This is a genomic window from uncultured Lacinutrix sp. (assembly GCF_947500605.1).
In the GTDB taxonomy this organism is placed as follows: Bacteria; Bacteroidota; Bacteroidia; order Flavobacteriales; family Flavobacteriaceae; genus Lacinutrix.
The window spans coordinates 19784-42397 of sequence record NZ_CANMSJ010000013.1; the positions used below are offsets into that span (position 1 = coordinate 19784).

The 22614-nt window shown below is 31.4% G+C and carries 20 protein-coding genes and 2 tRNA genes; 14 read left to right on the top strand and 8 right to left on the bottom strand.

All coding sequences use genetic code 11. The features are described 5' to 3' along the window. Positions 1 to 6 precede the first annotated feature (6 nt). The 5 genes from Q0935_RS14930 to Q0935_RS14950 all read left to right on the top strand — a co-directional run bounded on the left by Q0935_RS14930 (position 7) and on the right by Q0935_RS14950 (position 4789). Entirely contained in the window at positions 7 to 360 is a 354-nt protein-coding gene (locus tag Q0935_RS14930; protein ID WP_299387951.1) for a phage holin family protein, read from the top strand. A 337-nt stretch (positions 361 to 697) separates the two neighbouring features. Further along, on the top strand, positions 698 to 2026 hold the full coding sequence (tig, locus tag Q0935_RS14935) for a trigger factor (protein ID WP_299387955.1): 1329 nt from the start codon (positions 698 to 700) through the stop codon (positions 2024 to 2026). 184 nt (positions 2027 to 2210) lie between these two features. Next, positions 2211 to 2885 (top strand): ATP-dependent Clp endopeptidase proteolytic subunit ClpP, encoded by a 675-nt coding sequence (gene clpP, locus Q0935_RS14940; RefSeq protein WP_299254896.1) that lies wholly within the window; start codon positions 2211 to 2213, stop codon positions 2883 to 2885. An 83-nt stretch (positions 2886 to 2968) separates the two neighbouring features. Next, on the top strand, positions 2969 to 4201 hold the full coding sequence (clpX, locus tag Q0935_RS14945) for an ATP-dependent Clp protease ATP-binding subunit ClpX (protein ID WP_299254893.1): 1233 nt from the start codon (positions 2969 to 2971) through the stop codon (positions 4199 to 4201). A gap of 66 nt (positions 4202 to 4267) precedes the next feature. Continuing rightward, on the top strand, positions 4268 to 4789 hold the full coding sequence (locus Q0935_RS14950) for a GNAT family N-acetyltransferase (RefSeq protein ID WP_299387960.1): 522 nt from the start codon (positions 4268 to 4270) through the stop codon (positions 4787 to 4789). Positions 4790 to 4932: 143 nt separating this feature from the next. Here the strand turns inward: Q0935_RS14950 and Q0935_RS14955 are convergent, their stop codons facing one another. Beyond that, positions 4933 to 6447, bottom strand: coding sequence for a GH3 auxin-responsive promoter family protein (locus Q0935_RS14955; protein WP_299387963.1), 1515 nt, complete (start codon positions 6445 to 6447; stop codon positions 4933 to 4935). 43 nt (positions 6448 to 6490) lie between these two features. Here Q0935_RS14955 and Q0935_RS14960 point away from each other — a divergent pair, with 43 nt between their 5' ends. Continuing rightward, positions 6491 to 7285 (top strand): DUF2797 domain-containing protein, encoded by a 795-nt coding sequence (locus Q0935_RS14960; RefSeq protein WP_299387966.1) that lies wholly within the window; start codon positions 6491 to 6493, stop codon positions 7283 to 7285. 11 nt (positions 7286 to 7296) lie between these two features. Further along, complete coding sequence (locus Q0935_RS14965) at positions 7297 to 7791, top strand: Clp protease N-terminal domain-containing protein (protein WP_299387970.1); 495 nt, start codon at positions 7297 to 7299, stop codon at positions 7789 to 7791. A 103-nt stretch (positions 7792 to 7894) separates the two neighbouring features. Here the strand turns inward: Q0935_RS14965 and rpsU are convergent, their stop codons facing one another. The 3 genes from rpsU to Q0935_RS14980 form a co-directional block, all read right to left on the bottom strand. Further along, a complete protein-coding gene (rpsU, locus tag Q0935_RS14970; protein WP_055435594.1) occupies positions 7895 to 8089 on the bottom strand; it encodes a 30S ribosomal protein S21 in 195 nt (64 codons plus the stop codon). 112 nt (positions 8090 to 8201) lie between these two features. Beyond that, complete coding sequence (locus Q0935_RS14975; protein WP_299387974.1) at positions 8202 to 10880, bottom strand: AsmA-like C-terminal region-containing protein; 2679 nt, start codon at positions 10878 to 10880, stop codon at positions 8202 to 8204. A gap of 109 nt (positions 10881 to 10989) precedes the next feature. Next, a complete protein-coding gene (locus tag Q0935_RS14980; RefSeq protein ID WP_299387978.1) occupies positions 10990 to 11694 on the bottom strand; it encodes a queuosine precursor transporter in 705 nt (234 codons plus the stop codon). A 133-nt stretch (positions 11695 to 11827) separates the two neighbouring features. Between Q0935_RS14980 and folK the strand changes: the two genes are divergently transcribed. Then, on the top strand, positions 11828 to 12952 hold the full coding sequence (gene folK / locus Q0935_RS14985; protein ID WP_299387981.1) for a 2-amino-4-hydroxy-6-hydroxymethyldihydropteridine diphosphokinase: 1125 nt from the start codon (positions 11828 to 11830) through the stop codon (positions 12950 to 12952). Positions 12953 to 12984: 32 nt separating this feature from the next. Here folK and Q0935_RS14990 read toward each other — a convergent pair whose 3' ends face one another. Further along, on the bottom strand, positions 12985 to 13641 hold the full coding sequence (locus tag Q0935_RS14990; protein ID WP_299387984.1) for a class I SAM-dependent methyltransferase: 657 nt from the start codon (positions 13639 to 13641) through the stop codon (positions 12985 to 12987). 6 nt (positions 13642 to 13647) lie between these two features. Then, positions 13648 to 14181 (bottom strand): RNA methyltransferase, encoded by a 534-nt coding sequence (locus Q0935_RS14995; RefSeq protein ID WP_299387988.1) that lies wholly within the window; start codon positions 14179 to 14181, stop codon positions 13648 to 13650. A gap of 147 nt (positions 14182 to 14328) precedes the next feature. Here Q0935_RS14995 and mutS point away from each other — a divergent pair, with 147 nt between their 5' ends. From mutS to Q0935_RS15015, 4 genes are all read left to right on the top strand, one after another. After that, complete coding sequence (gene mutS, locus Q0935_RS15000; RefSeq protein ID WP_299387990.1) at positions 14329 to 16941, top strand: DNA mismatch repair protein MutS; 2613 nt, start codon at positions 14329 to 14331, stop codon at positions 16939 to 16941. Positions 16942 to 17027: 86 nt separating this feature from the next. Continuing rightward, positions 17028 to 17099 (top strand) — tRNA-Gly (locus tag Q0935_RS15005). A 30-nt stretch (positions 17100 to 17129) separates the two neighbouring features. Continuing rightward, a tRNA-Leu gene (locus Q0935_RS15010) sits at positions 17130 to 17213 on the top strand. A 624-nt stretch (positions 17214 to 17837) separates the two neighbouring features. Then, positions 17838 to 18215 (top strand): Pycsar system effector family protein, encoded by a 378-nt coding sequence (locus Q0935_RS15015; protein ID WP_299387994.1) that lies wholly within the window; start codon positions 17838 to 17840, stop codon positions 18213 to 18215. Between the two features lie 135 nt (positions 18216 to 18350). Here Q0935_RS15015 and Q0935_RS15020 read toward each other — a convergent pair whose 3' ends face one another. Further along, a complete protein-coding gene (locus Q0935_RS15020) occupies positions 18351 to 18758 on the bottom strand; it encodes a hypothetical protein (protein ID WP_299254860.1) in 408 nt (135 codons plus the stop codon). Positions 18759 to 18871: 113 nt separating this feature from the next. After that, complete coding sequence (locus Q0935_RS15025) at positions 18872 to 20107, bottom strand: glycosyltransferase N-terminal domain-containing protein (RefSeq protein WP_299387997.1); 1236 nt, start codon at positions 20105 to 20107, stop codon at positions 18872 to 18874. A gap of 70 nt (positions 20108 to 20177) precedes the next feature. Here Q0935_RS15025 and Q0935_RS15030 point away from each other — a divergent pair, with 70 nt between their 5' ends. Together Q0935_RS15030 and galE are read left to right on the top strand one after the other, a co-directional pair. Beyond that, the gene (locus Q0935_RS15030; protein ID WP_299254854.1) at positions 20178 to 21335 is read left to right on the top strand and encodes a DegT/DnrJ/EryC1/StrS aminotransferase family protein; all 1158 of its coding nucleotides are present in this window, start codon (positions 20178 to 20180) and stop codon (positions 21333 to 21335) included. Between the two features lie 149 nt (positions 21336 to 21484). After that, a complete protein-coding gene (gene galE, locus Q0935_RS15035; protein ID WP_299388000.1) occupies positions 21485 to 22498 on the top strand; it encodes a UDP-glucose 4-epimerase GalE in 1014 nt (337 codons plus the stop codon). The last annotated feature ends 116 nt before the right edge of the window (positions 22499 to 22614 follow it).

Consider the following 22614-nt stretch of genomic DNA (forward strand, 5'->3'; position numbering starts at 1 on the left):
AAAATTATGAACTTAATAATAAGACTTCTTTTAAATGCTATCGCTGTATTTGTGTTAGCTAACGTATTAAGTGGTGTGCAAGTAGATGGTTATGTTTCTGCAATAATTGTTGCAGTTGTGTTATCTATTTTAAATCTATTAGTTAAACCATTGTTGGTAATATTAACTTTACCAATAACTATAATTACATTAGGATTGTTTCTAATTGTAATAAATGCGCTAATTATTCTCTTGGCCGATAAATTAATTGATGGTTTTGCCGTAGTTAATTTCTGGTGGGCAATTTTATTTAGTGTGTTATTATCAATATTGCAATCGTTGCTTCAATCGTTTATGAAAACCGATAAGAAAAAAAAATAGACAGCAATCAGTTATAGTGTATTCTTGGGCAATGAGTTTCGGGTCTTAATGTAAGTTATATAGCATTCTTTACGATTATATTTCGTCTGAAATTCAACATATTAAAAACTTTGATGGAGTGTAAAAAATCAGTACTTTTGCACTCCATTTTTGGTTACATTAAACTTGTTTAAGCTTTTAGTAAAGGTGAAAACGAGTAATTTTAAAATCAATTAAACTTTCTTTTTAAGTTGTATAGCATCGCTGTGTAAGTGTAAAAGGTGTAGAGTTGTTTTTAAAAGATGATGTTTAACCAATTTCAGAAGTTTAAACTAGTTTATAAAATAGATTATTCAAAATGAATATTACAAGAGAAAATAAAGATGCATTAAATGCTGTAGTAACAGTGGTAATCGAGAAAGAGGATTACACAGCTAAAGTTGAAAAAATCTTAGTAGATTACAGAAAAACAGCAAACATTCCTGGATTTAGAAAAGGTCAAGTACCAATGGGAATGGTGAAAAAACAATACGGTAAAGCTGTATTAGTTGATGAGGTTAATAAATTAATTCAAGAAGGATTAAATAAATATTTAGCTGAAGAAAAGTTAGATGTTTTAGGTCAGCCATTACCAAAAGCTCAAGATGAGATTAATTGGGATTCTGATAGTTTTTCTTTTGATTTTGAATTAGGTCTTGCGCCAGAATTTGAAGTTGATTTAGAAGGGAAAAAAGATATTACACATTATAATATTGTTGCAGACGATAAATTAATCGATGGTCAAGTAGAAAACATCCAAAAACAATATGGAACATTAGCTCCTTTAGAAGAAGTTGCTAAAGACAGTGAAATTACTGGAGTTTATAAAAACGAAGCTGAAGAAATAGAAAACACTGTAACTTTAACTTTAGATAAATTTAAAGGTAAATCAACAGAAAAGAAGTTTGTAGGAGCTAAAGTAGGAGATGTTATTACATTAAAAACAAAAGGACTTTACGAAGATGATCACGAATTAATGCATGCTTTAAAATTAGAGCATGATAAAGCGCATGATTTAGATATTGAAGTTGCTTTTGAAATCACTGAAGTAAATAAACGTGAGCCAGCAGATTTAGACCAAGAGTTATTTGATAAATTATTTGGTAAAGATGGTGTAAAATCTGTTTCAGAATTAAAAGAGAAGATTAAAGAAGATGCTGAAAAGCAATTCATACAACAATCAGATCAGAAATTCTTAAACGACGTTACTGAAGATTTAGTAGCAAATACTAAATTCGATTTACCAGCAGAGTTTTTAACTAAATGGATGCAATCTGCAGGTGAAAAGCCTATGGATGCAGCTACTGCTAAAGAAGAATACCAGAAGTCTGAAAAAAGCTTACGTTACCAACTTATCGAAGCTAAGTTAATGCAAGCTAACGACATTAAAGTAGATTTCGAAGATGTAAAGGAAAGTGCTAAGTCAATGATTAAAGTGCAAATGGCACAGTTTGGTCAAATGAATCCTAGTGATAAAGAACTTGACGATATTGCTGCAAGAGTATTATCTAACCAAGAAGAAGTTAAGCGTTTAAGCGAGCAAGTTGTAAGCCAAAAACTATTAAATCTTTACAAAGAAAAAGCTAACGTAAAAACAAAAGAATTAACTTACGATAAGTTTGTTAAGGAAGTTTATGGCGATAAATAAGTCAAGCTTATTTTTTAAAGAATAATCATTATATTTAGGCGTTGAATTATTATAGATTCAACGCCTATTTTCTTAGCGTTAAATTCGACTTAAAAAGTTTGTTAACTGCTGATTTAACTATACATTTATAACTTCTTGAAGAAATTTGAGAACTTAATTAAAATATCAAATTCAAAAAACAAATATGGATTACGGAAAAGAATTCGAGAAATTTGCCATAAAAGATCAAGGAATTAGCAGCACATATTACGATAAAATTGTGAGTAGTATGATGCCTCAAAACATGACGCCTTATATTATAGAAGAGCGCCAATTAAATATATCTCAATTAGATGTATTTTCAAGATTAATGATGGATCGTATCCTTTTCTTAGGAACAGGGATTAACGATAATATTGCAAATATTATTCAAGCACAACTTTTATTTTTAGAAAGTGTAGACGCAAATAAAGACATTCAAATGTATATTAACTCTCCTGGAGGAAGTGTATATGCTGGATTAGGTATTTACGATACTATGCAGTTTATTAAGCCAGATGTGGCAACTATTTGTACAGGAATGGCAGCTTCTATGGGAGCCGTTTTATTGTGTGCAGGAGCAAAAGGGAAGCGTAGTGGTTTAACACATTCTCGTGTAATGATTCACCAACCTTTAGGTGGAGCGCAAGGTCAAGCTAGTGATATAGAAATTACAGCTCGCGAAATTTTAATTTTAAAAGAAGAACTTTATAAAATTATAAGTAAACATTCTGGTCAAGATTACGACAAAGTGTACGAAGATAGTGATCGTGATTATTGGATGAAATCTGATAAAGCTAAAGAGTACGGAATGATTGACGAGATTTTAGCTCGTAATTAAATAGTGGATAAGAATTAAGTTAAGTTAGAACGATAAAAGTGAAAACTTTTAACTTTTAGCTTTCAACTTTCAACTTAAAAAAAATGGCAAAGGAAGAATTAGAATGTTCGTTTTGTGGTAGGAAAAAGCCAGAAACAAGTTTATTAATCGCAGGTTTAGATGCACATATTTGTGATCGCTGTATAGAGCAAGCGCACGGTATTGTTATTGAAGAATCTAAAGAGAGTGATAGCTCAGACTTGTCTGCAGAACTTATGTTGCGTAAGCCGCAGCAAATAAAAACGTTCTTAGACGAGTATATTATAGGTCAAGAGACTACTAAAAAAGTGATGTCTGTAGCTGTTTATAACCATTATAAACGTTTGTTACAACCACCAACAAATGATGATATCGAAATTCAAAAATCGAATATCATTATGGTTGGAGAAACTGGAACAGGTAAAACATTAATGGCAAAAACAATTGCTAAAATGCTTAACGTGCCTTTAGCTATTGTAGATGCAACAGTATTAACAGAGGCTGGTTATGTAGGTGAAGATGTAGAAAGTATACTAACACGTTTGTTACAAGCGGCAGATTATAGTTTAGAGAAAGCAGAAAAAGGTATTGTTTTTATAGATGAAATCGATAAAATTGCTCGTAAAAGTGATAATCCTTCAATAACTAGAGATGTTTCTGGAGAAGGTGTACAACAAGCGTTGCTTAAGTTATTAGAAGGTACAGTTGTAAATGTACCGCCTAAAGGAGGACGTAAGCATCCAGATCAAAAATTTATTGAAGTAAACACAGAAAACATCTTATTCATTGCTGGTGGAGCTTTCGATGGTATAAATCGTGTAATCTCTAAAAGATTAAACATGCAAGCTGTTGGTTACAGTGCTTCAATTAGTGACGATGTTGTAGATAATGATAATTTACTGCAATACATTATTCCTAAAGATTTAAAAGACTTTGGGTTAATACCAGAAATTATAGGACGATTACCTGTATTAACATACATGGATCCTTTAGATGCTGCAACACTAAGAGCTATTTTAACAGAGCCTAAAAATGCTATTATTAAGCAATACAAAAAACTATTCTCTATGGATGAGATTGAGTTTAGTATTACAGATGGTGCTTTAGATTTTATAGTTGGTAAAGCTATAGAATACAAATTAGGAGCCAGAGGATTACGTTCTTTATGCGAAGAGATCTTAACAGATGCAATGTTCGAATTACCTGGAAGTGACACTAAGAAAATTAATGTTACTAAGGTTTATGCCGAACAAAAAATATCTAAGAATACTATTAAGAAGCTAAAGGCGGTTTCTTAAATTAAATAGCATACTATAAATTGAAGCCTACCTTATTATAAGGTAGGCTTTTTTATTACCCATAAAATGAAATTAATAAACTTAAAGAATCCCGATACAGAGAGGCTTGTGTTTGTTACTACAAGCATGGATGATGTTGCACTTGTTTTTCAATCAAGGTCTAACCCAATTGTTAGAAAATATATTATGCAACCTTTGTACACAAAGGAAGAGGAAGCGATAAATCATATCAAAAAACTAATAAGTTATTTAAAGGAGGATAAATCGATTAGTTGGACTTTAATAGATAAGACTTTAAATAAAAAAATAGGAGGTATCTGTTTGTGGAATTTCTCTAAAGATAGAAAAACAGCTGAGGTTGGTTACGATCTATTGCCAGAGTATTTTAGAAAAGGTTACATGTCTGAAGCTTTAAAAGCGGTTATTGATCTTGGTTTTAAAGATCTTAATTTAGATAGAATTGAAGCTTATACCCATATAGAAAATGAAAGCTCTAAGAAATTGTTAGTAGCCTGTGGATTTGTACATCAGTCGGAAAGAAAAGATCCAGGATTTCCAAAGAACAGTATATATGCTTTAGATAAATAAAAAACCACTCGTAAAAAAGTTAGGAGTGGTTTTCTTGAATCTGAATTAACTAATTAACATAGATTCAACTAGGATAGAATTGATTAATAGCATTGTGAATTTAATGATAATTATTTGAATATCATAATATTAAATAATTTATTTTAACAGTTTTGCTTTAGTAGTTCGTCTATATAGTCTCTAGTGTTAGATAATCGAGGTACTTTATGTTGTCCACCAAGTTTATTGTTGTCTTTTAGCCAATCGTAAAATAATTTTGTTCTTGCTACAGTAATGTTTGGTTTGTTTAAGGTCATGTTATTGTAACGTTTAGCTTCATAATCTGAATTTAGAGATTTTAGAGCATTGTCAAACAATTCATTAAAATAGTCAATGTCTTTAGGTGGTGTTTTAAACTCTATAAGCCACTGGTGAGCACCTTTTTCTTTGCCTTTCATAAATATTGGTGCAGCAGTATAATCTACAATTTCACTTTTTGTTTTCTTGCAGGCTTTTTTTAAGGCATCTTCTGCATTTTCAATAATAAGCTCTTCTCCAAAAACATTAATGTGATGTTTTGTTCTTCCAGAAACCTTTATTCTATAGGGTGTAATAGATGTAAAACGAATAGTGTCACCTATTTTATAACGCCATAATCCGGCATTTGTAGTAATTATTACTGCGTAATTTTTGCCTTTCTCTACTTCGCTTAACGGAATAACATGCTCTTCTGGTGTGCCATGAGTATCCATAGGAATAAACTCATAAAAAATACCGTAATCTAGCATTAGTAGTAATTCGCTAGAATGGTTTAAATCTTGAATAGCAAAAAAGCCTTCAGAAGCATTATAAATTTCATAATACTTAAAATCCTTCTTTGGTAAAATGTTTTTATATTGTTGTACGTATGGATTAAAACTAACACCTCCATGAAAGTAAACTTCCAAGTTTGGCCAAATGTCAAACAAAGAATCTTTTTCAGTTTTATCTAATACATTATTAAGTAAAACAAGCATCCAGGATGGTACGCCGGCTAAACTAGTAACGTTTTCATTTATAGTTTCATTTACTATGGCAGCCATTTTAGTTTCCCAATCACTCATTAAAGAAACTTTGTTGCTAGGTGTGCTACTAAACTCTGCCCAAAAAGGCATGTTGTCTATTAAAATAGCACTTAAATCGCCAAAGGCTGTGCCGTTTTCTTTATATAATTCTTTACTACCACCTAGTCTTAAGCTTTTTCCTGTAAAGAGTTGGGAGTCTTCGTTATTATTTAAATACATGCACAGTAAATCTTTACTTGCAGCATAATGGCAGTTTTCTAAAGAATCCTGACTTACAGGTATAAACTTACTTTTTGCGCTAGTAGTGCCGCTAGATTTAGCGAACCATTTTATAGGTGAAGGCCAAAAAATATTGTGTTCTCCTAATCGAGAGCGTTCAAATAGATCTTGATAGCCTTCGTAGTTTTTTACTGGAACTCTACTAGCAAACTCGGCATAGGTTTTAATAGAAGCATAGTCGTACTGCTTACCAATCTCTGTGTCTTTAGCTGTTTCAATTAAGTTAAATAGCAGTTCTTCTTGTACTTCATTTGGATATTTTAAGAACAAATCAATTTGGTGAAACCGTTTCTTTAAAAACCATGAAGCGATAGAATTTACTAAAGGAATTGGCATATATTTATAGTATATTTAGAGACTAAAAATAACACTTTTTTTTATGACTTACCAAGGCGTGCTAACAAAAATGGCAACAGAGTTTTCTAGCCCAATTCAATATTATTTAGTTTTCGAAAACGATTTCATTAATATGAATCAATTACTAAATAAAACCTTGAAATTTCAATTTGTTAAACACCAATGTTTAAACTGTAGTTTAGATAAGCCTATTTTTAGACAAGGCTTTTGTAAAAGTTGCTTTTTCGATATGCCTCAAGCTGGAGATTGGATTATGCGACCAGAGTTAAGTACTGCACATTTAGATCAAGAAGATCGTGATTTAGAATACGAAAAGAAGGTACAGCTAAAACCGCATATTGTTTATTTAGCAAATTCAAGTAATGTAAAGGTTGGTGTTACAAGAAAAACACAAGTTCCAACACGTTGGATAGATCAAGGTGCACACGAAGCTATAGCCATTGTAGAGGTGCCTAATCGTTATCTTGCAGGTATTACAGAGGTTGCTTTAAAAGATTATGTAGCAGATAAAACCAACTGGAGAACCATGCTTAAAAACGATGTGGTAGATGAAAGTTTAGTAGAGTGGAAAAATAAGTTAAAACAATACATTCCTGCTGAAGCTCAAGAATATTACATAGAAAATAACGATGAAACGCAAATGGATTTTCCTGTGCTATCATATCCTGTGAAACCCAAAAGTTTGAATATTGAAAAAGTAGGTAGTTATGAAGGTGTGTTAAAAGGAATAAAAGGGCAGTATCTTATTTTTGAAGATGATACCGTTTGTAATATTCGAGGAAATGAAGGGAAGGTAGTGAGTATTGAAATTGTTTAAAGGTTTTAATAATGGTCTTTAATGATGAGTTTAATAGCATTGTAAAAAAGAGTAGAAGTTTGGCTATTCAATATCAAAGTAGGTTTATTTTTTCATATCATTTTCTTTTAGCATTAGAGTGTTCAAATAGTATTACAAGTGAAATAATAAGAACTAATAATTGGAATTTAAAACCAATAAAAAAAGCACTTATTAAAGATGAAGCAGTAGGAAAACTTGATAAATATTTTTTGTTAAAAGAATTTGAAAGGGCTATAAAGTATTCAAGCTTTTATGCTTGGATTTATTATGAACAAGAAATTAAACCAGAGCATGTTGTCTTTGCTATGTTGGCCGATAAAAATAGCTTAGCAGGAAAACACCTTAGAGACATAGGTATTACCTATGATTCTTTTAAAAAAGATTATCACAATTTATATAAAACCAATACAAAATCAGTTTTTGAGGCTTTAGGAAAGAGTTCATTCTTAGTGAGAATTGGTTTTCCTGGATTTATAAAAAAGTGATGATTGTGGATGTTATTAACAATGCACTTTGAATATTTTCAATCAAAAAAACCTCGCATTCATAGAATGCAAGGTTTATATATTATAAAAGAAAAAGTATTTACTATACGTTTTCTGCGTCTCTTAATCCTTGGATATAAGATGCTTTTTGAATTTGACGACGACGTGTTACAGAAGGCTTAGTGAAGTGTTGTCCTTCTCTTAAGTTCTGCATTACTTTAATGTTACGGTGCTTTCTTTTGTAACGTTTTAAAGCTCTTTCTATATTTTCTCCGTCTTTAATTTCTATTCTTAACATATCTTTATATTATGTGTATTCTTAAATTTCAGGTTGCAAATATAAGTTTATCTTTTAATTTAAACAATAGACTTATAAAGTTTTTGCAATTTATTTTGATTATTATTTATTCTTAATTAATTGTGTCCTTTTTCTTGTTCTTTTTCCCGAACAATCCACCTAAAACATCCTTTACTACATTTGTTGGATTTTTTGTTGAATCTGTTGGTGTGCTTGAGTTGTTTCCATTAGGGAAAATATCTTTAATCACATTTATAACAGGAGAACTATTTTGTGTTTGAGTACTATCGCTTGCTGTTTGATTGCTACTGTTAAGGCCTAATAAATCTTTAATTTTATCTTTTCCGTTATTAAGTAGCTTTTGTTTTTCAATTTCTATTAGCTGCGTCGTTAAATTTTTAACTCCACTAGTTAAATCGGTTTGTACTTTTGGGCTAGTAAACGATCCTGTTAAATTAGCAGTTATTGGGATGCTAATTTTGTTAACCTCGCTATCGTTTATTTTTCCAACAAGTCTATTTACTTCACTTCCTAAGTACTTAGCAGGTACATTAAAAACAACATTGTAATCCATAGATTTGTCGAAACCATGGTTTCCACCTACTGTAATGCCAATATCTTTGTAGTTTAAATTAAAAGGTGAGATACTTACACGGCCGTTTTCAAATTTTAAAGCTGTTTTTAAGTCTTTTAAGTCTAGCTTGTCGAAATCTATAAAACTTAATTTACTGGTTAATGCATCAAATAGTGCAGCATTTTTTGGTTCTACTTTGGTAGTTAGTAATTCTGCTAAAGCGCCACCAGAAATAGAACTCATTAGAGGAGTAAAGTCATCTCCTAAAGTTCCGCTTAGTGTAATAGCACTATTTAGTTTTCCTTGTAATACTTTTGCAATTGGAGCTAAATTTTGAAGCATATCTAAATCTCTAAAAGATTGTGATATATCAAAATTGCTCATACCTAAATCCATCTTAAAAGTTGGCGTTTTAGTTTTAGTATCAACTAAGCCTGTCATGTTAAGGTTTCCGCCTAATAAATCAGATGTTACGTTTTGTAAATTAGCCGTTTCGTCTTTAATTAATAGTTTTCCTTTTACGTTTGTAAGTGTTAAGTTATCGTAAACTACAGTTTTAGCATCTGCAGTAATGGTGCAATCTAAAAATGCTGGAATTTTAAGGGCGTCGTTAGGCTCTGCGCTTTGGTTTACGGGTCTATCGCTTCCGCCTTCAACCATGAAATCACTAATTAAAAAATTATTAGATGCGACATTAAAATCACCTTTTAGTTTTTTGTCACTTAATAAAAAGCCTAATAAGTTGTTTATGGTTCCTGTTGCGTTTAAATCTGTTTTTCCAGTAGAGGCTTTAAAGTTTTCTAAAGTTATAGTGCTTGGCTTAAAACTAACATTAGCTTCAGTAATATTTAATGGGTTAACAATATCTGCAGAAGAAAACACGAAATCGTTAACACTAATATTTCCATTGTTTTTAATGCGGTCGTAGGCATTGGTTTCAATGGCATTCATATCGAAACTAGTATTTAGTTTTGCTTTAATAATACCGCTTAATTCGTTTTCTAAAGTTATTGGGTACGCTTTAGTGATGTTTGCTAAATTTAAAACGCCATCAATATTAGCACTTACAAGCATGTTTTTAGTAAGGTTTTTTATAACTGCTGAAGATTTAAATTCGTCTTCATCAATTTTAAAATTTAATGTTTTTAGATCTACAAAAGTATCATCTACATTTCCAGTTGTATTTTTTATTGCAGCATTAATGCTAATGTTTTCTACACGTTTTGGTAAATCTGGATATTTAAACGATGCATTATTAGAGGCTATATTAATGTCTAAAGTTGGTATTGTTTTTTCTGTTACCAAACCTTTAATCTTACCGTTAACCTTGAAGTTTCCGCTAGTTTCAACATCACTAATATTCTGAGAGTATGTTTTAGGAATAACCGCTAAGAAGTCTTTAAAACTTGACCCAGGATTCTCAAAAGTAATATCAATATCTTGTCCGCCTTCTATTAATTGCACGTATCCTGAAAACTCTAAAGGAAGGTCGTTTATTAAACCTTTGTTTTCTTTAAAAGTGTATTTACTGTTTTCTAAATCAAGATCTATTAAAGCATCTAATTTAATACGGTTATTACTAAGGTATTCGGTGCTATCAAGACTTAAAGTAACGTTAGCTTCACTTTTAGTGTTTAATTCTGAAACACTTTCTGAAAATATTCCGCTTCCAGAATGGTCTAATTCTGTTACATGTAATATCGTATTCGATCCTTCATCTAAATAAGTTAGTGCGCTTTTAGTAATCACATAATCCTCAATGCTTAAAGAAAAACCTTCACTTTTGTCTGTGCTAGTATTTGTGTTTTCTGTTTCTTTTGCAATGTCGTAATTGGCATCTCCAAATTTGTTTACTTTTAGATTAACAAGTGCTTCATTTACATAAATTGAATTAATAACAATTGGTCCTTCGTCTGCCTTTTTAAAAAGTTCTTTTACAGACATGTCAAAAGAAAGCGATTTTACACTACCTAGTGTTTCGTCTTTAAAAGGTTCTAAATTGGTGATTTTAAGATTATCCACAGTAACATTGGCTTGCGGAAAACTGCTTATAAAACTTAGGCTAACATCTGCAAATTCAACATTTGCATTTACGCTGTTATTAACAAAATTACGAACCATATCTTTTATCTGATTTTGAAAGATAAAAGGAGCAACTAATAAAAGTATAACTATAACTAATAGTGAGATACCTGTAATTTTTAATATTTTCTTCATGTTTGTTCCCGGGTTTTGGGATAGATTTAGTTTTGTTAAGTATAGTATTTACGTATAATCTAATGATTTAGATTTGTTATCAAAGATTTTAATAAAAGTTTAGCATTAATTATAGAAGGTCTATTTCTTCATTAATTTTTAAATTAAAGGTTTTTCTAAAAATAAAAACGCCCAAATATAAAAAAGGAGTATCTATAAAAGCGACTAAAACTTTAAATAGAAAGCCACTTATTAGTAAACCTTTAAAGTTGTTCCAGTCAATAATGCCAAAAGAGCACAGTAAAAACAATACAGAAAAAGTGTCTATAAATTGCGAAAACCAGGTGGAGAAATTATTTCGAAGCCACAAATGTTTACCTTTTGTTAAGCGTTTCCAGAAATGATAAATTTGAATGTCTATAAACTGCGCAAATAAATAAGCTGTCATACTTGCAAAAACGGCAATTGAAGATGCTCCAAATACTTTGTGAAATGTTTCGTTATTAATAGGAGAGTTGTTAAGTGCAGGAACTGCATCTGCTGCAAAAACTATTAATAATGAAAAAAATGAAGCAAAGATACCAGCGATAACCACATCGTTTGCACGTTTCTTTCCGTAGATTTCACTTATTAAATCGGTAATTAGAAAAGTGATAGGATAAGGTAGAATGCCAACAGAGATTTCGAAAAGACTAAAACCTAATATTTTAATATCTAAAGGATACCAATAAAAAAACTTCTGAAAAATTAAATTAGAAACCACTAAAGAGGTAATAAACAAAGCGCCTAGGAATAGGTAGGTACGTTGGGCTTTAAGTTTGTTTTTTAATGTCATAATACTTTTAAATTTTTCACACAGAGCCGTTTGCTTAGTATTGTGGAAACTTAAACTAAATTCGTTAATAAATAGTTTAAGTAAATATAAAGGAAACCATTTACTTTTAGTTATTTTGCCTTCTCGATTAAAAATGGATTCACAGAAAGTTTACATATCTATAGGAAGTAATAAGGGCGACAAATTTAAGAATTTGCAAGCAGCTGTGGATGCTATCCATTTAAAAGTAGGAACAGTAAAAATCATCTCAAAAATTTTTAAAACACCTGCTTTAGGTTTTGATGGTGACGATTTTTTTAATGCTTGTTTGTTGGTTGATAGTTATTTAAAACCTAGTAAAATTCTTAAGGAATTATTACTAATAGAAACGGATTTAGGTAGAGTTAGAACCAAAAAGGAAGGCTACGAGTCTAGAGTTATAGATTTAGATATATTATTTATAGACGAAGTAATAATCGATACAAAGTCTCTTAAAGTACCACATCCAGAGTTGCACAACCGTAGGTTTGTTTTAGAGCCTTTATATAACATAGCTTCTAAGGTTAAGCATCCAGTTTTAGAAAAAGAAATTTCTGTTTTACTAACAGAATGTAAAGACGAAAGTGTTTTAGAACCAATTAATATTTGGTTAAAAAACCCAAGTAAACAATACGATTTTTCGAAGTACAATTACATTGCTATTGAGGGAAACATTGGTGCAGGAAAAACAAGTTTGGTTACAAAAATAGCTCAAGATTACAATGCAAAATTAATTTTAGAACGTTTTGCAGATAATCCTTTTTTGCCTAAGTTTTATAAAGATGCCCAGCGTTACGCTTTTACTCTAGAAATGTCTTTTCTTGCTGATCGCTACCAGCAAATAAATGATGACTTATCGCAGTTAGATTTGTTTAAAGATTTTATAGTAAGTGACTACGATATTTTTAAGTCATTAATTTTTTCTAAAATAACATTAAATCAAGACGAGTTTAAGTTGTACAGAAAGTTGTTTTATCTAATGTATAAAGATATTGCAAAACCAGAACTTTATGTTTATCTCTATCAAAACACAGAAAGACTTAAGGCTAATATAAAAAAACGCGGTAGAAAGTACGAGCAGAATATAGATAGCGAGTATCTTGATAAAATTAATTCTGGTTATTTAGATTTTCTAAAAAATCAAACAGAGCTCAATGTTAAAATTATAGATATTTCTGATCGCGATTTTGTAAAAAATCGTGAGGATTATTTATATGTTTTAGACGCTATTTGTAAGTAGATTTTAACGATTTTTATAGGTTATTTTTATAATTAAAAAAGTTGATATACCGTTGTTACAATATGTCCTTTGTTGTTATCTGTAATGTAATCATCTAACTTAATCTCGCTTTTAACTTTTAGATTAAAAGGAGTTTCTAATAAATTAACACCGCTATTTTGTTTTAACCTTATGCCTTGGCCAGAGATAATGTCTTTGTTTGGTATAAAGTTCTCCATAGGTAGATGCTCTGTTAGTATTACATATTTGTACGCCTCTATTTTTTTTGTAATCTTGAGTATTTCGGCGTTGGATAAGTGTTGTAGTACCTGTCTAATTATAAGGCAATCTGCAGGAGGAAGGTTGTCTTTAGAAATGTCTAAACAATCAAATTCCAAGTTGCTTTCTTGAAATGTTTTTTTATTTCTATCAATTAGTTTTTCAACTATATCTATGGCGATGTATTTTTTAGCCGATGTTACAAGGTGTTTTCCAATATTAAAATCACCACAACCTAAGTCGCAAACAATCAAAGGTTCTTTAGTTTTAAAAAAAGCTTTTAAAGCCTCTATGTATGGGTCTGTAATTTTTGAATCGTGAGAACCTGTTCCAGAAAAAAAATCATGTTCTTTTCCTCCCCAAAGTTTCATGTCATAAATCTGATCCATCACACGTTTAGTCTCCCAAGGCTTTTTTTGTTTTTTAGCCACCTGTATTTATGTTGTTTTTAATTTAGAAAACAAATCCCAAACCACAACACCACAACTAACAGAGATATTAAGAGAGTGTTTAGTCCCAAATTGAGGAATCTCAATTACAGTATCGCTACTAGAAACTATATCTTGAGCAACTCCTTTAACTTCATTACCAAAAACTAATGCGTAAGTTGTATTGGCTTCAACTTTAAAGTCGTTTAACATAGTAGCATTTTCGGCTTGTTCTATGGCGCAAATTTTCACGTTATCAGTCTTTAGCTTTTCAATAACAGAAGATGTCTTTTCGGCATATTCCCAATCTACGGTATCTGTACTGCCTAGTGCTGTTTTGTGTATGTCTTTATGCGGTGGTGTTGCAGTTATGCCACAGAGGTAGATTTTTTCAATTAAAAAAGCATCACTTGTTCTAAAAACAGAACCAATATTATTTAAACTTCTAATATTATCTAAAATAATGATAATAGGTGTTTTGTTCGCTTCTTTAAAGTCGTTAACACTTAGTCTGTCAAGTTCGCTGTTTTTTAATTTGCGCATAAAATCAATCTTTCATTTCGAGGAGGATGCTTTATAAGTAATCTCTTCAATTCAATTGTGAATAATTATAAATAACTAAAGTAAAATTGATTTCAAAAAAAATCAATATTTAGTTACATTGCAAACTTACTTAAAAACTAAATTCCTTTGGCAGCAAAAACAAAAAAAGTAACACCTTTAATGAAGCAGTATAATGCTATAAAAGCAAAATACCCAGATGCTTTATTGTTATTTCGAGTAGGAGATTTTTATGAAACTTTTGGAACCGATGCTATAAAGGCAGCTGGTATTTTGGGTATTACTTTAACAAAAAGAGGTGCAGGAAGCGAAAGCGAAATAGAGCTTGCTGGTTTTCCTCACCATTCTATAAATACATATCTACCAAAGCTTGTAAAAGCTGGAGAGCGTGTTGCTATTTGCGATCAGTTGGAAGATCCCAAACAAACAAAAAACATTGTAAAGCGTGGCGTTACAGAACTAGTTACTCCTGGAGTAGCTTTTAACGATGAGGTTTTACAGTCTAAAACGAATAATTTTTTATGTTCTGTTTACTTCGGAAAAACCACAATTGGAGTAGCGTTTTTAGATATTTCTACGGGCGAGTTCCTAACAAGTCAAGGTAATCAAGAGTATATAGACAAATTGCTTCAGAATTTTAATCCAAGCGAAGTGCTGGTGTCTAAACAAAAGCGATTGTATTTTAATGATAGTTTTGGCAGCGACTTTCATACTTTTAATTTAGAAGATTGGGTATACCAAACAGATTATGCTAATGAAACTTTATTAAAACACTTTAATACAAAATCACTAAAAGGTTTCGGAATAGAAGATTTAAGCGAAGGTATTATTGCTTCGGGTTCTATACTTCATTATTTAGCCGAAACACAACATAATAAATTGCAGCATATAACTTCTGTATCTAGAATAGCAGAAGATGAGTATGTTTGGATGGATCGTTTTACTATTAGAAATTTAGAACTTTACAATTCAACAAATAATAATGCAGTAACCTTACTTAATGTTATCGATAAAACGAGTTCTGCAATGGGAGGGCGTTTATTAAAACGTTGGTTAGCATTACCATTAAAGAATGTTGAAAAAATAAAACAACGTCACGAAGTGGTTTCGTTTTTAAAGGGAAACCAAAATGTGCATCAAAAAATTCAAGATCATATTAAAAGCATTGGAGATATTGAAAGATTAATTTCCAAAGTCGCAACAGGTAAAGTGAGTCCTAGAGAAGTTATGCAGCTTAAAAATTCTTTAGAAGCTATTACTCCAATAAAGGAGTTGTCGTCTAAAAGTGAAAATGAATCTTTAAAAATTATTGGAGACACGCTACAAAGTTGTGATGTCCTTCGCTCTAAAATTAAGCTAACACTTAATGAAGAGGCGCCTGTAAATGTTTTAAAAGGAAATACTATCGCAGAAGGATTTTCTACCGAATTAGATGAGCTTAGAGGTTTATCTACTTCAGGTAAGAATTATCTAGATCAAATGCTTAAAAGAGAAAGCGAGCGTACAGGAATTACATCTCTTAAAATAGCATCCAATAATGTGTTTGGTTATTATATAGAGGTAAGAAATACGCATAAGGATAAAGTTCCAGAAGAATGGATTAGAAAACAAACTTTAGTAAATGCCGAGCGTTATATTACCGAAGAGTTAAAAGAATACGAAGGTAAAATCCTTGGAGCAGAAGAGCGAATACTAGCAATCGAACAACAATTGTTTTCAGAGTTAGTAACTTGGATGCATCAATATATTAAACCTGTGCAGCAAAATGCACATTTAATTGGGCAGTTAGATTGCTTGTGTGGTTTTGCTCAATTAGCAAAAGATAATAAATATGTATATCCAACAATAGACGATTCTCACGATTTAGAAATAAAAGAAGGTCGTCATCCAGTAATTGAAAAACAATTGCCTATTGGTGATGCATATATTGCTAACGATGTGTTTTTAGATAGAACAGCACAACAAATAATAATGATTACTGGACCAAACATGTCTGGTAAATCGGCAATATTACGTCAAACAGCACTTATAGTTCTATTGGCTCAAATAGGAAGTTTTGTGCCAGCTAAAAGCGCTAGAATAGGTTTAGTCGATAAAATTTTCACAAGAGTAGGAGCAAGCGATAATATATCTATGGGAGAATCTACTTTTATGGTAGAGATGAACGAGACAGCTTCTATTCTTAATAACATATCAGAAAGTAGCTTAGTCTTATTAGATGAGATAGGAAGAGGAACAAGTACCTACGATGGTATTTCGATAGCTTGGGCAATTAGCGAGTATTTACACGAGCACCCAACAAAAGCCAAAACCTTGTTTGCAACACATTATCATGAGCTTAATGAAATGACTGAGACATTTACACGTATCAAGAATTTTAATGTCTCTGTTAAGGAGTTAAAAGACAATGTTCTTTTCTTAAGAAAACTTGTTGAAGGAGGAAGTGAGCACAGTTTTGGAATTCATGTAGCTAAATTAGCAGGAATGCCTCAACAGGTTTTACATCGTGCTAATGCTATTTTAAAGAAATTAGAGCGTTCACATTCTAGCGAAGAACTAACAGATAATGTGAAATCGATAAAAGATGAGATGCAATTAAGTTTTTTTAATTTAGATGACCCATTATTACTTCAAATTAAAGATGAGATATTATTAACTGATATTGATACACTTACGCCTGTTGAAGCGCTCATGAAACTAAACGAGATTAAAAGAATGTTGGTTAAAACTCAAAAAAAATAAAAATATTTGCGAAAAAGCTTTGGAGTTTCCAAAAAAGTCTTAAATTTGCAACCGCAATAGCAATATTGTTTGTTCATATAAAGACTGCGAAAGTAGCTCAGGGGTAGAGCATCACCTTGCCAAGGTGGGGGTCGCGAGTTCAAATCTCGTCTTTCGCTCTGAGATATTTTTATTAAAATAATTCCAATGCTGAAGTGGTGGAATTGGTAGACACGTTGGACTTAAAATCCAATGTCCATTAGGACGTACGGGTTCAAGTCCCGTCTTCAGTACTAAGCCTTTACAAGATTCTTGTAAAGGCTTTTTTTATGCTATTTTTTTAAGAATTAATTAAGAATGATATGGTTTTAGGTTTTATTCTAAATCTCAGTAATTAAAAAAGGCTTTACATTTTTGTGAAGCCTTTTTTAATTACTGCAAAAAACATTTATGATTTAGATAGAGTATTAAATATTTAGTAATCTTATGTAATTGGATTTTATAATAACTATCTAGGAGCTTATATAGAATAGTAAATTCTTCAAAGAAAATATTACCAAATGTTGTCCAAATTGACTATCAGTTATTTAACATAATATCATAGCGTTTAGTATATTGCTTTTACCTAATTAACCAGACCTAAACCTTTGGAAGTAATTGCAAAAGCGTGATTCAGGCGTTTTTTTTATAAAATTTATATCGAAAAACGACCATCTATAAAAATATTGAAAGGCACTTTGTAAAAGAGTTGTTATCATTTACAAAGGAAAAAAGTCAATTTTTCTATTTGCTACGTTGGACGTTCTTATCTCAATATTTTTAGTTTGAAGTTTAATTTTCTTTGGGGCGCAATTATTTAGTTTAGAGCTCCTTTTTGTTTGTGCGCTTAAATTTCATCATAAATATTAGATATGGTAATGAGTCAATTAAGTAGCGATCTACATCTTATTTATCCAATAGTATTGATATTAATTACTAATCTTACATCTATTTCTTATGCTATTTTTGCGACACATCCAGAATTGGTTCACGGAAAAAAGGAAGCAAATAATTTAATGTTTTATGGGAACTTTCATGATATGGAGGAAGAGGAATATGTAAACAATATTACCGGTTTAATGCATGAAGGAGATGAGTTATATAAAACCATTGCAAAAGATACTTTCCATTTAGGTAAAACCATAGACCGTAAATTTAAATTACTTCGTAAGTCGTTTAATATTTTTTTAATAGGTATAATTCTATCCGTGATAGCATTTGTAGCTTGCCATGCTTTATTTGGAGGATTAATATAAAGCATTGTAAAAGTGCTGTTGCTGTAAAGTGATTTTTGCTTTTCGGTTATTTATAAAACAAAAAAATCGCCTAAATAAAATTAGGCGATTTTTTTTATGATAATAAGTTTTATCTAAAACTTATAGTTTATCAGCTTATTTTTTAAGAGCGTCAGCAGCGTTTTTAACACCGTCTTTAGTTGCATCAACAGCTTTTTTAGCACCATCTTCTACTTTGTCAGCAGCCTCTTTAGCTCCTTCTTTAACAGCGTTTGCGCCATCTTTTATAGCTTCACCAGTTGCATCAACAGCATTTCCAGCAGCATCTACAGCATCACTAGCAACATCACCAGCAGCGTCAGCAGCATCTCCAACAGCTTCTCCAGCGTTTTCAAGTGCATCTCCTGTTGCATCAACAGCATCTCCAACAACATCTCCAGTTGATTCAGCAGCATTTTCTACAGCATCTCCTACAGAATCAGCTCCTTCTTTAACTTCTCTACAAGAAGTAAACGTTGCGCTTAATGCTAATAATAAAGCTGCGCTTGATAATAATTTTTTCATTTTTTTAGTGTTTAAATTAAATTAGGTTGTGAAATTACTATTTTGAAAGTTAATTTTAACATTTTGTTGGCATGTTTTTTAATACTTTCTTGATAAAAAGCAGTAATCTTAGTTTAAATACGTAAAAAGTTAAGTATTTGGATCACCGAACCTTTGTTTTTTTTAATAAAGTTAAAATTATTCAACCCAAATTGGCTTCTTATTTCTTCATCATTAACAAATAAATTTAAAGTTTCTGTAAGTTCACTTTGGTTAAATATAGAAATCATACCATTATTGTCAATCATGTTTTGTGCTTCAGGAAATTTTTTGTGGTTTTTTCCTATTATTATTGGTACACCAAAAACAGCAGCTTCTAGTGTGTTATGTAAGCCTGTTGTTCCCATTGCTCCTCCAATGTATGCAATATCAGCATAGTTATAGATTTTGGTTAATAAGCCAATAGTATCTAGTATTAGAACTTGATAGTCGCTAAGTGTTTTTCCTTCTTTATCAGTAAACAATACGCAGTTCTTAGAAATACTGTTTTTTAAACCTTCAATTTGAGTTGCTTTTATATTATGCGGCGCAATTATAAATTTAACATCCTTATTAGCTTCAGTATTAATATAATTTACAATTAGTTTCTCGTCGTCAGGCCAAGAGCTTCCTATAACAACACATAGGCTGTCACCTTTAAATTCTGTAATAAAATCTAAGGTGTTGTTTTGCTTTAATTGATTAAAAACTCTATCAAATCGTGTATCTCCAGAAACCGTAGCATTTGTATAACCTATTTTTTCTAATAGCGTTTTCGAAGCTTCATTTTGCGTAAAAATATGATTAAAAGCAAATAATGCATCCTTTGTATGCTTACCATACCACTTAAAAAAAGATTGATTTTTTCTAAAGCTAGCCGATATTAATACTGCTTTAAATCGTCTTTTCTTTAATTCATTTAAAATATTAGGCCATATTTCGTATTTAACAAAAATGGTTAACTCCGGATGTACTATATTTAAAAAGCGTTTCGCATGCACTTTGCTGTCTAAAGGAAGGTAAACCACAACATCTGCAAAAGGTGCATTTTTTCTTATTTCAAAACCAGAAGGAGAGAAAAAAGACAAAACAATTTTATGGTTAGGGTAGTCTTTTCGTAACTCTGTAAACACTGGTAAGCCTTGTTCATACTCACCTAAAGATGCGCAATGAAACCATAGCGTTTTGTCATTAGCATTAATGCTAGACTTTAACTTAGTAAAAGTTTCTGCCCGACCTTGAACACCAAGTTTTATTTTAGTGTTAAAATTTGCAATAATTTTTAATGCAAAACTGGCTAAGTAAATTCCGAAAGAGTACAATAAATTCAACTTTAAAAATGCTTTGTGCTAAAATACATAATTCATTGTTTAGCATTTGCGAATTTTGTAAATTCGTTTTATGAAAAAAATACAAATGGTTGACCTAAAAGGTCAATATGCCGAAATAAAAAAAGAGGTTAACGACTCTATACAAGAAGTTTTAGAGACTACAGCCTTTGTAAATGGACCGCAGGTTCACGCATTTCAAAAAAACTTAGAAGATTATTTGGGTGTTAAACACGTTATACCATGTGCTAACGGTACAGATGCTTTGCAAATTGCAATGATGGGATTAGGTTTAAAACCAGGAGACGAGGTTATTACTGCCGATTTTACTTTCGCTGCAACAGTTGAGGTTATCGCACTTTTAAACTTAACACCGGTTTTAGTAGATGTTAATCCAGACGATTTTAACATAGATATAGAAGCTGTTAAAAAAGCAATTACGCCAAAAACTAAAGCAATTGTACCAGTACATTTATTTGGACAATGTGCAAATATGGAAGCGTTAATGGCATTGGCCAAAGAGCATAACTTATATGTAATAGAAGATAATGCTCAAGCTATTGGTGCAAAATACACAAATAGTAAAGGAGAAAAAGCCATGTCTGGAACTATAGGGCATGTGGCTTCAACGTCATTCTTCCCATCTAAAAACTTAGGTTGTTATGGAGATGGAGGTGCTATTTTTACTAATGACGATGACTTAGCGCATACACTTCGTGGTATCGTAAATCACGGAATGTACAAACGTTATCACCACGATGTTGTTGGTGTAAACTCGCGTTTAGATTCTATTCAAGCAGCAGTTTTAAATGCTAAATTACCGCATTTAGACAAGTATAATAATGCACGTAGAGATGCAGCAAGAGCTTATACTAAGGCATTTGCAAATCATCCAAATATTATAACACCTAAAATGGTAAGCGAGTGTGATAGTATGTGCGATACATGCGACTGTCATGTATTCCATCAATACACACTTAAAATTGTAAATGCAGATAGAGATGCGTTGGTTCAACACTTAAACGATAATCAAATACCATGTGGTGTGTATTATCCAATTCCATTGCACAAGCAAAAAGCATACGTAGACGAGCGTTATAACGAAGCAGATTTTACTGTAACAAACCAACTGGTTAAAGAAGTTATTTCGTTACCAATGCATACAGAATTAGACAGTGAGCAAATTAGTTTTATAACAAAAACCGTAATCGATTTTATAGATAATAATTAAATTATTTTGGGCGAGACTTTTGGCTTTTAAGAGCCAAAAGTCAGGCTGTCCACTATATCTTTTTTGCTGAAAAAGCAAAAAAGGATGCCGTTTCCATCCTTCTCGCAAAACTAAAATCAGTAATAAAATAATAGTTTAAGTTTTTAAAAATGTTAAAGATATTAGTAACAGGAGGACTAGGCTATATTGGTTCGCATACAGTAGTTGCTTTACAAGAGGCAGGCTTTAAAGTTGTGGTTATAGATAATCTTTCTAACTCTTCAATAAAAGTGTTAGATGGTATTTTGGCAATTACTGGTCAAGTTCCAGAATTCGAGAATTTAGACTTAAGAGATAAACTTAAAACGCAACAATTTTTAAGACAACACAACGATATTTCTGGAGTCATCCATTTTGCAGCAAGTAAGGCAGTAGGAGAGAGTGTTGGTAATCCATTGCTTTATTACGAGAATAACGTAAACACCTTAATATATTTACTTCAAGAGCTAAATAAAAAGAAGAGCGCTAATTTTATTTTTAGTTCATCTTGCACAGTTTATGGTCAAGCAGATGTAATGCCAATTACAGAAGAGTCACCAATAAAACTAGCCGAATCTCCATACGGTAACACCAAACAAATAGGAGAGTCCATTATTAAAGATACTTGTAAATCTAATTCTAATTTTAATGCTATCGCTTTGCGTTATTTTAATCCTATTGGTGCACATACATCTTCAAAAATAGGAGAGTTGCCCATTGGAGTGCCACAAAATTTAGTACCATATATTACAGAAACAGGAGTAGGGATACGAGAGCAATTGTCTGTGTTTGGTGATACTTATCCAACTTTAGATGGTACATGTATTAGAGATTATATACATGTTGTAGATGTTGCAAATGCTCATGTAATAGCACTTCAGCGACTATTAAAGAATAAGCATCAAGATAATTTCGAAGCGTTTAATTTAGGTACAGGTACAGGAAGTTCCGTGTTAGAAGTTATTCAGTCTTTTGAGCGTGTTTCAAATAAAAAACTAAACTATAAAATAGTGGATAAACGCGAAGGTGATGTTGTTTCTGCTTATGCAGATACTAATAAAGCAAATTCAGTTTTAGGTTGGAGTGCAAAATATTCTTTAGACGAAGCAATGGATTCTGCATGGAAATGGCAGCAAACGTTATAATTTGCATTATCATATTCTAAAGATTCTGTAAAATTTCTAAGGGTCTACTAATATATGTAGAGCTCTATTGTTAATTTAATATTAATATACTGATTAACAAATGCTTAATACTCTTA

What these genes read in the sequence shown, in the direction of transcription:
- Q0935_RS14930 (WP_299387951.1), top strand. Translation starts at nt 7, where the DNA reads ATGAACTTAATAATAAGACTTCTTTTAAATGCTATCGCTGTATTTGTG.
- tig (WP_299387955.1), top strand. Translation starts at nt 698, where the DNA reads ATGAATATTACAAGAGAAAATAAAGATGCATTAAATGCTGTAGTAACA.
- clpP (WP_299254896.1), top strand. Translation starts at nt 2,211, where the DNA reads ATGGATTACGGAAAAGAATTCGAGAAATTTGCCATAAAAGATCAAGGA.
- clpX (WP_299254893.1), top strand. Translation starts at nt 2,969, where the DNA reads ATGGCAAAGGAAGAATTAGAATGTTCGTTTTGTGGTAGGAAAAAGCCA.
- Q0935_RS14950 (WP_299387960.1), top strand. Translation starts at nt 4,268, where the DNA reads ATGAAATTAATAAACTTAAAGAATCCCGATACAGAGAGGCTTGTGTTT.
- Q0935_RS14955 (WP_299387963.1), bottom strand. Translation starts at nt 6,447, where the DNA reads ATGCCAATTCCTTTAGTAAATTCTATCGCTTCATGGTTTTTAAAGAAA.
- Q0935_RS14960 (WP_299387966.1), top strand. Translation starts at nt 6,491, where the DNA reads ATGACTTACCAAGGCGTGCTAACAAAAATGGCAACAGAGTTTTCTAGC.
- Q0935_RS14965 (WP_299387970.1), top strand. Translation starts at nt 7,297, where the DNA reads ATGGTCTTTAATGATGAGTTTAATAGCATTGTAAAAAAGAGTAGAAGT.
- rpsU (WP_055435594.1), bottom strand. Translation starts at nt 8,089, where the DNA reads ATGTTAAGAATAGAAATTAAAGACGGAGAAAATATAGAAAGAGCTTTA.
- Q0935_RS14975 (WP_299387974.1), bottom strand. Translation starts at nt 10,880, where the DNA reads ATGAAGAAAATATTAAAAATTACAGGTATCTCACTATTAGTTATAGTT.
- Q0935_RS14980 (WP_299387978.1), bottom strand. Translation starts at nt 11,694, where the DNA reads ATGACATTAAAAAACAAACTTAAAGCCCAACGTACCTACCTATTCCTA.
- folK (WP_299387981.1), top strand. Translation starts at nt 11,828, where the DNA reads ATGGATTCACAGAAAGTTTACATATCTATAGGAAGTAATAAGGGCGAC.
- Q0935_RS14995 (WP_299387988.1), bottom strand. Translation starts at nt 14,181, where the DNA reads ATGCGCAAATTAAAAAACAGCGAACTTGACAGACTAAGTGTTAACGAC.
- Q0935_RS15015 (WP_299387994.1), top strand. Translation starts at nt 17,838, where the DNA reads ATGAGTCAATTAAGTAGCGATCTACATCTTATTTATCCAATAGTATTG.
- Q0935_RS15020 (WP_299254860.1), bottom strand. Translation starts at nt 18,758, where the DNA reads ATGAAAAAATTATTATCAAGCGCAGCTTTATTATTAGCATTAAGCGCA.
- Q0935_RS15030 (WP_299254854.1), top strand. Translation starts at nt 20,178, where the DNA reads ATGAAAAAAATACAAATGGTTGACCTAAAAGGTCAATATGCCGAAATA.
- galE (WP_299388000.1), top strand. Translation starts at nt 21,485, where the DNA reads ATGTTAAAGATATTAGTAACAGGAGGACTAGGCTATATTGGTTCGCAT.